The sequence below is a fragment of the Paenibacillus sp. DP01 genome (assembly GCF_044784315.1).
In the GTDB taxonomy this organism is placed as follows: domain Bacteria; phylum Bacillota; class Bacilli; order Paenibacillales; family Paenibacillaceae; genus Paenibacillus; species Paenibacillus polymyxa.
The window spans coordinates 988006-1001530 of sequence record NZ_CP173059.1 but is presented as its reverse complement, the minus strand read 5'-3'; the positions used below and the strand labels follow the sequence as shown (position 1 = coordinate 1001530).

Here is a 13525-nt window from a genome sequence, read left to right as displayed (position 1 = left end):
CCCTTACGAGTTACGCATAATGATGGATTCCAGCATATTTGCAACATCCTCGCATGAATCCGTTGTCGTTTCAAGGCGTTCGTACAATTCTTTGCGTTTAATCAGCTCAATAGGATCAGTTACAGTTGCAAACAGGTTTTTGATGCAAATACGCAGTAATTCATCCCCCTGATTTTCCAAATCATTCAGGCGAATGGTGTATTCACGAATAGCCAGCAATTTTTTCTGTGAAAGCAAATGTACAGCCTTTTGAATTTCGTAAGCTGATTGACGCAAAATATCAGCGAACTGCACAATATACTCGTCCGGCTCTGTAATGTTGTACATATAAAAACGAGAGGCTGTCGCTTCAAGACCGTCCAGCACATCATCCATGGTCGTTGTCAGTTCCATGATGTCGTCGCGTTCGAGCGGCGTAATGAAGGTCTTGTTCAACTCAGTAATAATCGTGTGTGTGTAATCATCACACTTATTTTCATACTTCTTCATCTCATTGGTAAACAAAGTCACATCTTGAAGATTTGAAGTATGTTGGGCAAAATAATCGGCTGCTTGCACGATCGTATCTGCCATATTTTCCAACGTCTCGAAGAATATATCCTTTTTCTTCAATCTCATAACGATTACCCCTTTACGAAAATATCCGCAACCTGTTTCGACTGCAATAGACAACCTTTGCTATCTTATCACACTCATCAATGTTTTTGTAATGTTTGTAAAAGCAAATTTCTAGATATACGTATACAATGCCCGACATGGAAGGTCATTATCCGACAATTTTTCCCTAAAAAGGAGTATTACGTTTTCTAATTTGCTTCTGTTGTTACATGTTCCGCTAGTGAAGTATCTTCAGGTACCACATGTATATAGGATGTACCTGGCGTTAACGGGATTTCAACCCCATTTTTCATAAACCGAATCGCATCGCCAGATATATGCTGCCATTCAGCACGTATTAGCTTTCCTTGTTGAAACACCATGGCTTCTCCGCTACCGTCCAGCTCAACACTTAGTCTACCTACATCATCCAACGTTCGATGCCTCGTGCTCATCACAATCACATTGGCCGCTGAGAGCTGTTGATTATTATTTTGATCTAGATGTGACTTTTCGTTCACAAAACGCTTATATCGTTGATCAGCTGGATCATAGGTATAAGATACACGATAGCTTTTTAACAAAAATCGGATGTGCAAAGAGGCGGCACTCTCGTCCACCATAACTGGAGTTTCGCCAGTTTTAAGATAACGATATACTGGAACCTCCGTCTGCTTGGCATACCCTTTGCTATCGCTTCCTTTACGCAGTCTGCTCACATCTGTGTATAAATTATGTGGAGGACGACGGTCTTTGCTTCGCCAGAAGTAAGCCCCTCCATTTGAAATCTCGTCCAGATGCTCCTTCCGCTGCTGCTGTAAAATCGCATAGGCATCTGTACTTCCCCCTGCATGTATCGGCAACGCACCATAGGTTTCGCCCAGTTCAATCAAATACGGTCGGATGCTTCGGACCGGACCGATCTTCACATCACCACCATGACTTTGGAAAAAAGCTACCAAACGGGTAATTCCGCCTTCTGCAAGAACTTCATATACCATGTCTGCCTGGCTAAGCCCCGCCTGTGGACGCGCAGCCGGAGCATTGTTAATCATGACAGCCAGCGGCCGCTCTATAACAGGCTGCTCCACCGGAAGCCCGGTAAGCGGAGCTGTAAATGCCGGAACAGATGGCTCCTTAGGTGGTTCAAGCACCTTTTTCTCTGTTTCTTGCTGGGTTGGTTTGGGAACGGATTCAGATTCACCCGTATTGGACAAAGCAGAACAAGACATCATTGTCATGCATAACAGAGCTGAGGTCATCACACGCAGCCAATGATTTCGTTGAGACATGGGCCCGGACAAGTTCATCCCTCCACATAGTTATTTTTCTCATTATAAGCTTTATTTCCTGTTTTTGTCTTGATTGAGGCATTACCTCTCTATAGAATACTTATCTGAAGACATTAAAATTTAAAAAAATATTTAGACTTTGTGATTTTTATCACAAATAACTGTAACTGAACCTAATACAATAAAGGTGTAGCAAAGATGATCATCCCAAACAAAATGAAATACAACCCATCATTATAGATTAAGAAAGAGGAGTGGTTTAAATGTTTAACAACTGGTTACGTGAGAACAAAGTAGCAATGTGGCTGCTGACTGTAGTACGGGTTTATCTAGGTTATGAATGGATGACCCACGGACTTGAGAAGCTGACTGGCGGATTCGATGCAGGTGGATTTATCTCGGGGGCCATTGCTAAAACAGGTGGAGATCATCCCGCTGTACAAGGCTGGTGGGGATCGTTCCTTGAAGCCTTTGCCCTGCCGAATGTCGGTTTATTCAACGTCCTGATCCCATTGGGTGAGTTCTTGGTCGGGGTTGGCCTACTGCTTGGTACATTGACTACGCTGGCTACTTTGATGGCTATGGTTATGAACTTCTCGTTCCTGTTCTCGGGTACAGTAAGCACCAATGCAATCTACCTGTTGGTTGAAATCTTCCTTATCGTTGCTGGTGCAAATGCCGGAAGAATCGGCTTTGACCGTTGGGTACTGCCCTTCCTGCGTGGACTGTTTGGTAAAAATAAAGATACTTATCAAACGGACCCCAATCGAAAAATAGCTTAACTACCCAAAAAACAACCGTTATCCTCTGGCTAATGGTTGTTTTTTTGTGCAGCTATGCTGCTTCTCTTTGGTGTTTTTTGCAGCTATGCTCCTTCTCTTCGGTGTTTTTTGCCAGCTATGCTCCTTCTCTTCGGTGTTTTTGTGCAGCTATGCTGCTTGTATGTGTGACCATGCTGCCCCTCCTCTATTTAAATGAACAAAGGAGTCCTCAAGTCCACTCTGACTTGGAGACTCCTTTTTCGGATTCATCTTCCCCCACAAACGTTTACAAGTTGGATACAACATGGAATGTTCACGATACATTTACCCTGTACACTACAGTTACATCAAAGAACGCAATGGAGGGTTATATCATGAAAAAAATCACCAAAGCCTACCTCATGCTCGCAGCAGTAACTTTCACAGTACAGACGATCGGATTGGGATCTACGACATCAGCCATAGCAGCGACATCTTCTACAATATCTCAAGCAGAAGGTGTGCAACATATTTCGAAAACCTTCGAGCAGCTACTACGCCAACCAGGCAAGCTACCTCAGGCATTCACTTATTTACAAAAGCATATCCAATCCATTCCGGCCTCTCAAGCTACCATCCTAGTACTACACTTGGAAAATGCACAGAAACAGCAATTGGATTCATATGCACAGGCCTTATATCCGACCTCTATTCAAACTAAGATTAATCAAGTCTATAAACCTGGTGATTCGTTCACTAATGTAATGAGCCGGACAAGTGATACAAAGCTGAAAAAGCTACTCACTCAATCAAGAGATGCCGGCTACAAACTTGAAACCGCAGAAGGCATGTTTTACCCAGTCATCAATTATGAGAAATATAAAGTATTCGGAAATAACATTACCGCAGATATCCGCGACTATATTGACATCATGGCGACGGAATCTGGACAGCCGGCTACCAAGGATGCAGCATTACACATCGGTTATCAACAGTTAGCCGGAAGAGTGCTGGCGCAAGAGTCGTTTATAACCCAATATCCACATTCCAATCGTACACAAGCAGTCAAATCATTACATGATCTCTATTTCTTCTATACTTTTTATGGTACGAACAATACACCATTATTCGATGATGACACCAACAAGATTCGCCCCAATGCCAAAAAAGGATATCAGCTCGTCGTTCAGCGCAACAGGGATTCGAAGAGTCCCTACATTCAAAAGCTAAAGGCATTTATGACACTACTAGATCAAAATGAAGATAAGCGAACTACGCAAGTATCCGCCTGGCTAAAAAAGAACGTGCCTGCTAATTAATCAAAGAGGAACAGACCAAAAGAACTTCCAACCCCACACATCATGTGGTTTCGGAAGTTCTTATTCTTACATTTACAGATCACTTTCTTGACCAAAAGCCCAACAATTGAGACTCAATGAGCCAAGGACATACGACTGAAAAAGCTTACGCGCGGAGCGATCATGATCGGCAGCTCCCATCACGTAAAACAAAGGTGAAAAATGCTCTATTCCATACGAAGGAACCGCCTGCTTGGCATACGGAGCCTTCTTGTCATATTGGAACAGATGACGCAAATTCCAGTCTTGAAGCTGCTGTGCGATCCAGTCATCATATTGAACGGCCCAATCGGCTGGCTCACTCGTCTGCTTGAGTGTCCGCAAGTTGTGGACCAAGCCTCCACTACCGAGGATCAAAATCCCTTGATCACGCAGTGGCGCCAGCATCCGTCCAATCTCGTATTGCTCCTGAGGATCGCGCCGTGAATCAATGGATAAGGGTACGACCGGTATGTCCGCATCAGGATATATATGTCGCAAAACCACCCATGCTCCATGATCCAGTCCCCGGTTCCGAACCGGCTGGTGGAACAGGTTATGCTGACTGAACAGATGCCCTATCTCCTCATACAGCTTTGGATCGCCTGGTGCAGGGTAATCAAGAGTGTACATTTCTTCAGGAAAGCCGTAGAAATCGTGCAACGCTGCATGCTGATCATCCGCGCCGATACATTGATCGGGGCTATCCCAATGCGCGGAAAAAATGACAATTCCTTTGGGTCGGGGCAGGCTCGCGCCCAGCTTTGCAAGAAAACTGGTATATGCGTTATTTTCTACAGCCAGTGTCGGTGAACCATGCGCAACAAAAATTGAGGGTAATGTCATCGCTGCCAACCTCCACACGCCAGTATAGTGTTACTCTTTCATTTTACTCCGGCGGAGGCACAATTTCCAATACAAACCGTTACACCCTGAAATCAGATCATCCAGTGCTGCCAATCCCGTTGAATATTTTCTTGTTCATCCAGCCATTCCAGTGTGCGGTCAATCAGCTGTTGCCGCTCTTTACCTGATGAGAAAGTGTGATCTCCCTGAAAAATAATTTCCTTATCACAGCGTCCTTCTGGTCGCATCCAGAATACCTTTTGAAACAGAAACGCATAATCCACAGGAATGATATCATCCGAGGTGCCATGAATAACGAGCACATCACCGTTAAATTTAACGGCCTCCTGGAACGGTTGGAATTGAGCTAATGACTCAAAATAAGCTGGTGTGAACTTATAGCCCAGGTAGTCTGCATGACCGGTTTTAACAGATTCGTCGTATACGCTTCGCTCCGTAATTTTGACAATGTCGTTGAACGGATAGCCGACAGCTGACCAAAGGACCAGGTTCTGTACTCTCTTGTCCCGAACAGCTGTGAGAAGGGCAACTGCGCCCCCCAAACTGTGACCGATCAGCGTCACCTTAGTCGGGTCAATGTCCGCGCAATTCACGGCGTAATCCAACACGGTGCGTGTCTGATTGATCATGGATTCGAGCCCCTGCTTGCCGTATTCACCAGTGCTTTCTCCACAACCGGCAAAATCAAAGCGCAGTACAAAATACCCCCCTTCAGCCAGTTCACGCGCAGTCTTGACAAATAATCGATCGACTCCGATTCGATTGCCCACAAAACCGTGGCAAATAACAACGAGTGGAACACGTCTTTGACGCTCTCCCTCATTTGTACGGTTTGGATAATGAATTGTAGCGGCCAGTTCCTCATTTTCAAAACGAATTCCAATTTGCCGTTCCATCCTGATTCCCCCTGTTTCAAGCTTCATTACAGCATTTCATCATTCAAGCTCATATAGTAACGTGGAATATCCATCCAGAATATTCATTCACTTTAATTCCGATAAGTTTAATAAGTTTTATAGTAAAGTCAGTCTATCATCGCCCTGCTTCCTTGTCAACCTGTCAGTTCATACCGATATGGAAGTAAAGAAATGGCGCTCCCCAATGCTTGTCGGAGAACGCCATACTACTCGCTTATTAGAGTGCAATCTCTACATTAAAGTAGACGACTTGCTATTCGTAGCTGTGCCTGAACATTTGGTGGGTTTCGACTCGTCCCTCCCACTCCAGTTTACAAGAGGCGCCGTTATTTTGATCCTCATGCCACAGGCTGCGGTAGCTCTGTTCACCCAGTTCACCTGCAAATTCTGTGTCCTCAGCCAATTCAGTATCGTCCAATATACGGTACGTTGGAGATGTCCCTTGAACGCTCCGGTGACTCACGTTTGCAAGCAAGGCTCCCCCACTGTTCCCGTTCGGAGCACCTGTCAGTCGTTTTTGGACCGAATAATCTGCCTGGTTCTCCAGTTCCATGATGCCACATCCTCTCAACGTTTTATATTCAGGTTGCTCCATGCGCTCACCCTGTATCCAGTTTGAGGAGAATGCGGCGGTAATATACATAATGGATAAGCCTTTTGCCATCCGGCGTTTCCTCACGTATACTGTCTTTGTTACAAAATGGCGATTCCATCAGTTTGGAATACGATCATAAAGCAGGAGGAAGCAATGAATAAAGCAAAAAATTATACGCTTATTGCATGGGTTGCCTTGTCCATGTTTTTCTTGACACAGGCGATTATCGGTTGGTTTATCACATTTACAGGCGGGGATATCAAACCTTTTGAAAAAATTAGCCTTTCCACCCTCATCATCATCGCCGCAGGTGCCATTCTGCTGGTTGAAGCATTGATGAATTTCATGGATCGTCCTGAAGAAGGCGAGGAGACACAACAACCAGACCATGCTCCCGTGAAGCCCCAAATGAATTTTAAATCCATCTTGATGTATGTAGTACTGGTTGTTGTCATTCTTGTCGCCGGACTTGCGCTGCGTAGTGTGCTGCCGGTATTCAAAATCTCACCATGGATGAATTTAGTGTTTGCGGCTATTGGCTTTATTGGACTCAAACCGATTTTTTTGCGTAAAAAACATTCATAAACTCGCAATTCTCACAGTGCTGGAGCTGCCTCATAACGGAATCGTAGCAGCTCCTTTTTATTTGCAATCAGCTATCTCACTTGAAGCTTGGGATCGTCAGAAAAACCGTATCCCCACCTGCAAGAAGATGCATGGGAAATACGGCTTGCTGTACTTTAGCATTTATTTGTAAAATAGTTGTTCTGCATTATCCAATGCAATTTTGTGCCCCATCGCGGAATAGTCCAGCCAAGGCTGTCCGTCCAGCATGTAGACATGACCTTGCTTCAAAGCCTTAAGTCCTTGCCATACTGTATTCCCCTCCAGCTGCTTGTATACCTTTTGCGCATCCGTACCTTTACTAATAATAACCAGGATGGCATCGGCATTATAATCCGGCAAAACCTCTTGGGATACAACCTGGTAGGCCTTGTTGATCTTTTCCACACCTTTGGCTGGCTTCAAGCCTAAGTCCTGATACAATAACGGTCCTACTGGACGCTTCATCCCCATGACACGAACTTCTTTCGCTGTGACACGTACAGCCATGACAGTCCCGTCTCCGATTTTGGAATGAATGAGCTTTTTGACCCGTTCCCTCTGTGTATCATAATCTTTTAGAAAAGTGTCTGCCTGTGCTTCATGTTTAACCATAGCAGCTATTTTTTTCAATTGATCTTTCCATGTACCTTCATCCAAATCAAAAACCTCGGTTGGTGCAATTTTTTCAAACTTGGCCACATCAGTTCCCGAATATTTTTTGTCGAGGAAGATATGATCAGGTTGAAGCTCCAGTACCGCTTCCATATCAGGGTCTGTGACAACTCCCAGCTTACGAGTATTTTGAAGACGATCTTTTACATGGGGCAGAAAATCCTTCACATCTCCACCAATAACTGAACCTGCTGGAGTAATGCCCAATGCCAGAAGATTATTTGTCAAATGAATAGACATTGAGGCAATACGCGAATCCGCACTAATGGTGGTTTGGGCACTATCGTCCGCTTTCGTATCGCTAGCCTGTTTGTCTGCTGCTTGTCCACAAGCGGACAGCATGATCATGCATGCCACAAGAGACAGGGCTACCCATGAACGTTTAAGCCCTGAACCCTCAAATCTATTTTTTCTCATGAATATTCTCTCCTATACTATAGAAGCTCTATTTTATAATGTTAAATCGTCAAAACTTCTACTTCGTTGTTGTTCCGCACGCTGCATCATGTGCAGCTTTAGATTTCATATGTAACCTAATCCTATTGTCATTTGGTTCGGGACAACAAGAATAAAAAATACGGAGCTCCTACCACAGCAACCACTACACCTGCTGGAATCGCATTCGGCTGAAATACCGAACGACCAATCGTATCTGCTGTGACCAGAATAACGACCCCGACCAAAGCGGCTACTGGCAGCAAATGCTGATACATCGGTCCAACCAGACGGCGAGCCAGATGAGGCGCAATCAGCCCAATAAAACCGATGCCTCCGGCCATGGATACGCTGGCGCTCGATAGAGCCACTGCTGCGCCAAGCAATATCAAGCGCTGGCGCTTCACACTTGTACCAATTCCAGCTGCGGTCTCATCACCCAGCGACAGATTATTTAGGCTACGTGTCTGAGATAGAACGTAGGGCAGCATAATGACAATCCACGGCAGTAAAGCCACTGCATGTATCCAATCCCGTCCCCATAAGCTGCCAGCCAACCAACGTGCGGTAAATGCGTACGTATCCTCATCCAGCCGCAACGACCAATACAGCGTTATGGCGCTGAGCCCTGAGGCTACACCGATACCGGACAGAATCAATCGCACAGGCACGATTCCTCTGCTGCCACTATAGGACAACATAACAATCAGTACCGCCGCAACGACACCTCCTGCAAAGGTAAACAAGGGAATGAACAAGGCTACTGATCCTTCCAGATCGCGAAAAAAGCTAACATACATCACCAGGCCCAACGCAGCCCCCGCATGAAGGCCCAGCACTCCCGGATCTGCTAGTGCGTTTCGCGATAAGCCCTGCATGACTGCCCCGGCTGCACCCAGTCCCGCTCCAGCTAGCACTGTTACAACAATCCGCGGCAGACGGTATTCAAACAGGACCATGTGATCACGTCCGCTCCCGCCGCCAAACAGTGTATCTAGCACGCGTAGCGGTGGAATACGAATCGTTCCGGTATTCAAACCCAGCACAAGAACAGCAAAGCTGATTCCAGCCAATACGAAGCAAACGAGCCAAGCCTTGATCGTTCTTGTATCCCCTGTCCCTAGAGAGCGACTCACTATAATTCCCTCCTTTCCTTACGAGCGAGAAAGAGGAAAAAAGGTACTCCGATAAAAGACACCATAATTCCAATAGCTAGCTCCTCCGGTGGATTCGCCATTCTCGCTCCCAAATCAGCCAGCACTAGCAGCACGGCTCCCAATATTGCAGACAATGGTACGATCTGGCGATAATCCACACCGATCAGCTTGCGAGCAATATGTGGAACGACCAAGCCTACAAAGCCGATGGCCCCGGCAGCCGATACAGATAGCCCAGCCAGGACCACCACAGTCAGCAGCCCCAACAGCCGGATACGCCTGAGATTTAGTCCCAGGTTCAATGCTACCTCATCGCCCATTGAAATCAATGACATGGAGCGTGCGAGCCCCATAGACCAAGCGATCACAATAAGCAAAATCGGCGCAAGAATCTTAAGCTGCGACCATTTGATTCCGGCAACACCACCCGCATACCAGAAGGCTAGATCCTGACTTAGATCAAAATAAATCGCAATTCCCGAAGTCATGGAACCTAACAAGGCTGCTGTCACAGCTCCAGACACCGTTAGTCTCATGGGTGTCAGTCCTCCCGGCGCGGATGCTCCCAGCCCGAATACCAGTAAGGTACTCATCAGTGCCCCCAGGAACGACAATATAATTAACGTCCCATAAGGTAGATCGGGGAAAAAAGCAAAACTCACTGCAACTACAAACATCGCTCCTGCGTTAATGCCCAACACACCTGTATCCCCCAACGGATTGCGTGTAATGCCTTGTATCAGAGAGCCTGCAACCGCCAGCGCAGCCCCAATGATAGCTGCACCGAGCACACGCGGCAATCGCAGCTCATGAATGATCCTGTGTGTCATCAGCGAACGATCATAGTGAAATACTGCCGACCATACCGTGCTTACGGTCAGGTCTTTGGCTCCAAAAGAAATGGCAGCGAATATGGCCAAGGCCAACAATACAGCAGAAGCTGTAAACAACAACGCCTGCCGAATCCTACCCGCTCGGAGCACCGGACGGGCTACAGAGGCTACTTCAGGAGCGGTCCTCTCTGTCGAAGCTGTATGTTTGTCCATGCTGTCTTTAGACTGCATTCGGTGAGGTCACTCCCTCCATACCTGAAAGCCATCATGGCTCTCATTACGATAACGTCAATGATAATGATTATCAACTTGATACATAATAGCATGTTTCTATGACATTGCAAGCCAAAAACTGTTCCCCCATTAGGAGGAACAGTTTTTAGATATACCTATGTGAGATCGCTGTGAATGATTTCAAGTAATCCGCTATTTAATACGTAGGCCAGCCTGCGGAATCCCATTTCAAATCACTAATCAGCAGCTTTGGATTTCCGCCATCGGTGGCATCATAGGCATGACGCGCAATCACACTGTTGTTATAGACAGATTGTCCGCCCGGCCCCTTCCAGCGATCATTCCCCGCATCCAATATCGTTCCACCGCCGTCCATCATGCTTTTTCCGCTCTTGTCCACATACGGCCCGGTAATACTGGTGGAGCGACCATAAACGATTTTGTAATTACTATTTACGCCTTTGCAGCAGTTATCAATGGAAGCAAACAGATAATAATAGCCGTTGCGGTATGTAACATGCGGTGCTTCCAAACCTCCAGCCGTACGTCTAGCAATAGAATAAATCTGGCCCGTAGGCTTCATCGTATTTTTATCCAGTCGAGTCACTTTCAAGCCCGTATTCCATGAACCGAAGGAAAGCCACGGGTTTCCGGAAGCGTCAATGACCAGATTCGGGTCAATCGCATTATAATCGTCAGAATCCGTCGTGCGCAGCACTAGTCCATCATCTCTCCAGCTTCCTGCACCAATGCTTGTTGCTGAAGTCAAGCCAATGGCCGAAGTGCGCGACCCGAAAGTAGAAATGGAATAGTACACCCACACACGTCCATTGTACTTTTGAGCATCCGGTGCCCACACATCATTTGGGGTTTGTTTAGGTACATACGATTTCCACCATGATGGCGGCGACAAGAAGATTTGCGGCAATCTGTAAAAATTGCGTCCGTCATCCGATCTTTGAACCTGTATCCCCTGCCCTGTCGAGAAAATATACCATGCATTGCCTTCCTTCGTGATGGACGGATCATGTACTGCCACATCGCCTGTTAACGCCCAATGCTCGGCCGATGTGGACGGCACCACGGACAGCAACAAAGCAGCCGAAGTTACGGCAGCAAACGCTGTTCGGGCGAATTTACCCTGTACTGATTTTTTCCATGCTTTCAACATTCTTTCGCACCTCCGAATAAGTATCTTATAATGAGAAATCTGGTGATACGTCTATTACGTTAGCGTTTTCGCTTATGAAGTTACACATATATTAACCTATTAACTTCAGTTTTGTAAACGCTTTATTTCGAATAAAAAGAAATTCATAAACTACGCATAACTGTATGAAGAAAATATAGTTCTAGCTGGAATTGTTGATTCCGAATATTTGTTCAAGATAACGTTTTTACTCTTTACTTAACTCCTCGAATACCCTTGTAGACAGATTCGCACAGCTCCGTTGTAAACCTGCCTGACATTCCTTCAAGTGCTGTATTGGTGAACGCTACAACACTAAGCTCCTCACTCGGATCAACAAACCAGGAGTGACCATAGGTACCGCCCATCCGCCATGTTCCCGGCGATTCCGGTGTATTGGCATCCGCTGGGTCTTTAAGCAGCGTGAAACCAAGTCCAAAGCCTCTCCCCGGCCAATAGGGCATCACAAGGTTACCAATTTGATTGGTTGTCATTTCTGCGACAAGAGCCTGAGGCAGAATCGGATTTCCTCCCTGCCGCAAAGCTTCCAGCAGTTTAAGAAAGTCTCCTGCGCTGCCAATCATGCCGGCTCCTCCGGAAGGATAAGCTGTCTTATCGGTAAATCTGTTAGGCGAAAGGAGGAATCCTGCCGTCCCCTCCACGAAAGGAACGGTATCAAAATCCTGCAAGCGCCGGGGCTCTCCAGCGCTGTCTGCGTAAGCCGTGGTCAATCTGTCCGTATCCACGGCCTTGAAATCCGTGTCCATCATGGAAAGCGGATGAGTTACAAGCAACCGTACAGCTTCACTTAGCGGCATTCCTGTAACCTTTTCGATGACCGCTCCGAGCACGTCTGTTGCTATGGAATACCTCCACATTTTCCCCGGCTCATATAGAAGTGGGACAGAAGCGAGTCTTTGCAGATTCTCTTCAAGTGTAATTCCCGCCAGATCCATGCCGTCCGATACCCCGGCAAGCTCATAAGTTCCCTTTTCTTCCTGGAAGAAACGGTAGGTTAAGCCGGCGGTATGGGTCATCAGATGGTGAACGGTCATGGAGGCATATTTTCCGTTTGGCAGTTTGGGACGAAAGGCGGGCAACCATTTTTCCACCAGATCGTTTAACTGCAATCTCCCTTGCGAAATTAATACTAAGGCTGCCGTTGACACGATCGGCTTGGTTACCGAAGCATATCTAAACAAAGCATTCTCCTGCATCGGTCGTTTCTGCTCACGGTTGGCCCAACCAGCAGGTCTGTTGTAAACAAGGTTTCCGCCTAATGCAATTTGGACAACGGTACCCACAATCCTTTTTTCCTCAAGTGTGTGGTCAATTACCTCATTGACGCTTTTATGCAGCAATTCCAGATCTATTTTTCTCATGCTTCTCATCCTCTCCTGCTGTAATTTACTTGATTATTTATAGCAAGTGTGTTTATTATATAAATAATTTCTTCCGTCTTGCATAAAACAAACAAGTTAAATAAAGAAATTTTCGATGATTCTAAAGGTATTTGAAAGAAATAACTTTTAAAACAAAGGAGTCGATTTTTTTGGACGAAATCGATAAAAATATCCTGCTCCATTTGCAGAACCAAGCGAGATTATCAATGACAGATTTAGGAAAGCTGGTGGGACTGTCTCAGCCAGCCGTAACGGAACGTGTAAAACGCATGGAAGAAAAGGGGGTTATCGAGGAATACCGAACCGTCATTTCTTCGCAAAAAGTGGGTAAGCAATGCACAGCCTATATGCTTGTTCGGACCCGGAATTGCTATCCTTTCCTTGATTTTTGTCGTTCATCACCGGAGGTAACGGAATGTTACCGGATAAGCGGAGAGCATAATTATTTATTGAAGGTCCTTACGGAAACAACCCAGGAGCTGGAAGAGTTTGAAAACCGGTGCGATCAATACGGAACCTATACGACTCTGATCGTAATGTCTTCACCGATCGCTTATAAAAATTTCATTGGAGAAACGAATTTGCTTGCATAAGATGTAATTCTCTAATCCCAAAAAAATGAATCCGCCATGCAGCGGATTCATTTTTTTG

The 13525-nt window shown here is 45.9% G+C and carries 14 protein-coding genes; 4 read left to right on the top strand and 10 right to left on the bottom strand.

Annotated elements, in window-relative coordinates; all coding sequences use genetic code 11:
* Window positions 1-3: 3 nt before the first annotated feature.
* Together ACH59B_RS04530 and ACH59B_RS04525 are read right to left on the bottom strand one after the other, a co-directional pair.
* On the bottom strand, window positions 4-618 hold the full coding sequence (locus tag ACH59B_RS04530) for a DUF47 domain-containing protein (protein WP_007428879.1): 615 nt from the start codon (window positions 616-618) through the stop codon (window positions 4-6).
* A gap of 188 nt (window positions 619-806) precedes the next feature.
* On the bottom strand, window positions 807-1901 hold the full coding sequence (locus ACH59B_RS04525) for a DUF3048 domain-containing protein (protein ID WP_045244203.1): 1095 nt from the start codon (window positions 1899-1901) through the stop codon (window positions 807-809).
* 251 nt (window positions 1902-2152) lie between these two features.
* On the opposite strand from ACH59B_RS04525, the gene ACH59B_RS04520 reads away from it, so the two are divergent.
* Both ACH59B_RS04520 and ACH59B_RS04515 read left to right on the top strand, forming a co-directional pair.
* Window positions 2153-2671 carry a DoxX family membrane protein gene (locus tag ACH59B_RS04520; protein WP_013369513.1) on the top strand — a complete coding sequence of 173 codons (519 nt, stop codon included), beginning with the start codon at window positions 2153-2155 and terminating at the stop codon, window positions 2669-2671.
* Window positions 2672-3024: 353 nt separating this feature from the next.
* Window positions 3025-3948 (top strand): hypothetical protein, encoded by a 924-nt coding sequence (locus tag ACH59B_RS04515; protein ID WP_404303398.1) that lies wholly within the window; start codon window positions 3025-3027, stop codon window positions 3946-3948.
* A gap of 72 nt (window positions 3949-4020) precedes the next feature.
* On the opposite strand, the gene ACH59B_RS04510 is transcribed toward ACH59B_RS04515, so the two are convergent.
* The 3 genes from ACH59B_RS04510 to ACH59B_RS04500 form a co-directional block, all read right to left on the bottom strand.
* Entirely contained in the window at window positions 4021-4812 is a 792-nt protein-coding gene (locus ACH59B_RS04510; RefSeq protein ID WP_045244204.1) for a dioxygenase, read from the bottom strand.
* Between the two features lie 92 nt (window positions 4813-4904).
* On the bottom strand, window positions 4905-5729 hold the full coding sequence (locus tag ACH59B_RS04505) for an alpha/beta hydrolase (protein WP_016819801.1): 825 nt from the start codon (window positions 5727-5729) through the stop codon (window positions 4905-4907).
* Window positions 5730-6003: 274 nt separating this feature from the next.
* Window positions 6004-6303, bottom strand: a complete 300-nt coding sequence (locus tag ACH59B_RS04500) for a hypothetical protein (protein WP_025364061.1) — start codon at window positions 6301-6303, stop codon at window positions 6004-6006.
* Between the two features lie 195 nt (window positions 6304-6498).
* Between ACH59B_RS04500 and ACH59B_RS04495 the strand changes: the two genes are divergently transcribed.
* Window positions 6499-6930 carry a hypothetical protein gene (locus tag ACH59B_RS04495; protein ID WP_017426198.1) on the top strand — a complete coding sequence of 144 codons (432 nt, stop codon included), beginning with the start codon at window positions 6499-6501 and terminating at the stop codon, window positions 6928-6930.
* Window positions 6931-7092: 162 nt separating this feature from the next.
* On the opposite strand, the gene ACH59B_RS04490 is transcribed toward ACH59B_RS04495, so the two are convergent.
* From ACH59B_RS04490 to ACH59B_RS04470, 5 genes are all read right to left on the bottom strand, one after another.
* Entirely contained in the window at window positions 7093-8040 is a 948-nt protein-coding gene (locus tag ACH59B_RS04490) for an ABC transporter substrate-binding protein (protein ID WP_016819799.1), read from the bottom strand.
* 128 nt (window positions 8041-8168) lie between these two features.
* Window positions 8169-9194, bottom strand: coding sequence for an iron ABC transporter permease (locus ACH59B_RS04485; RefSeq protein ID WP_016819798.1), 1026 nt, complete (start codon window positions 9192-9194; stop codon window positions 8169-8171).
* A complete protein-coding gene (locus ACH59B_RS04480; RefSeq protein WP_390911743.1) occupies window positions 9194-10261 on the bottom strand; it encodes an iron chelate uptake ABC transporter family permease subunit in 1068 nt (355 codons plus the stop codon). Before ACH59B_RS04480 ends, ACH59B_RS04485 begins: the two co-directional genes overlap by 1 nt.
* A 217-nt stretch (window positions 10262-10478) precedes the next feature.
* Window positions 10479-11453: a glycoside hydrolase family 43 protein gene (locus ACH59B_RS04475; protein WP_017426194.1), complete on the bottom strand. Its 975-nt coding sequence runs from the start codon at window positions 11451-11453 to the stop codon at window positions 10479-10481.
* 233 nt (window positions 11454-11686) lie between these two features.
* Entirely contained in the window at window positions 11687-12853 is a 1167-nt protein-coding gene (locus ACH59B_RS04470; RefSeq protein WP_103042192.1) for a serine hydrolase, read from the bottom strand.
* A 170-nt stretch (window positions 12854-13023) separates the two neighbouring features.
* Here ACH59B_RS04470 and ACH59B_RS04465 point away from each other — a divergent pair, with 170 nt between their 5' ends.
* Window positions 13024-13467: an Lrp/AsnC family transcriptional regulator gene (locus tag ACH59B_RS04465; RefSeq protein ID WP_017426192.1), complete on the top strand. Its 444-nt coding sequence runs from the start codon at window positions 13024-13026 to the stop codon at window positions 13465-13467.
* The last annotated feature ends 58 nt before the right edge of the window (window positions 13468-13525 follow it).

What these genes read in the sequence shown, in the direction of transcription:
- ACH59B_RS04470 (WP_103042192.1), bottom strand. Translation starts at nt 12,853, where the DNA reads ATGAGAAAAATAGATCTGGAATTGCTGCATAAAAGCGTCAATGAGGTA.
- ACH59B_RS04515 (WP_404303398.1), top strand. Translation starts at nt 3,025, where the DNA reads ATGAAAAAAATCACCAAAGCCTACCTCATGCTCGCAGCAGTAACTTTC.
- ACH59B_RS04495 (WP_017426198.1), top strand. Translation starts at nt 6,499, where the DNA reads ATGAATAAAGCAAAAAATTATACGCTTATTGCATGGGTTGCCTTGTCC.
- ACH59B_RS04475 (WP_017426194.1), bottom strand. Translation starts at nt 11,453, where the DNA reads ATGTTGAAAGCATGGAAAAAATCAGTACAGGGTAAATTCGCCCGAACA.
- ACH59B_RS04530 (WP_007428879.1), bottom strand. Translation starts at nt 618, where the DNA reads ATGAGATTGAAGAAAAAGGATATATTCTTCGAGACGTTGGAAAATATG.
- ACH59B_RS04480 (WP_390911743.1), bottom strand. Translation starts at nt 10,261, where the DNA reads ATGGACAAACATACAGCTTCGACAGAGAGGACCGCTCCTGAAGTAGCC.
- ACH59B_RS04520 (WP_013369513.1), top strand. Translation starts at nt 2,153, where the DNA reads ATGTTTAACAACTGGTTACGTGAGAACAAAGTAGCAATGTGGCTGCTG.
- ACH59B_RS04490 (WP_016819799.1), bottom strand. Translation starts at nt 8,040, where the DNA reads ATGAGAAAAAATAGATTTGAGGGTTCAGGGCTTAAACGTTCATGGGTA.
- ACH59B_RS04510 (WP_045244204.1), bottom strand. Translation starts at nt 4,812, where the DNA reads ATGACATTACCCTCAATTTTTGTTGCGCATGGTTCACCGACACTGGCT.
- ACH59B_RS04505 (WP_016819801.1), bottom strand. Translation starts at nt 5,729, where the DNA reads ATGGAACGGCAAATTGGAATTCGTTTTGAAAATGAGGAACTGGCCGCT.
- ACH59B_RS04500 (WP_025364061.1), bottom strand. Translation starts at nt 6,303, where the DNA reads ATGGAACTGGAGAACCAGGCAGATTATTCGGTCCAAAAACGACTGACA.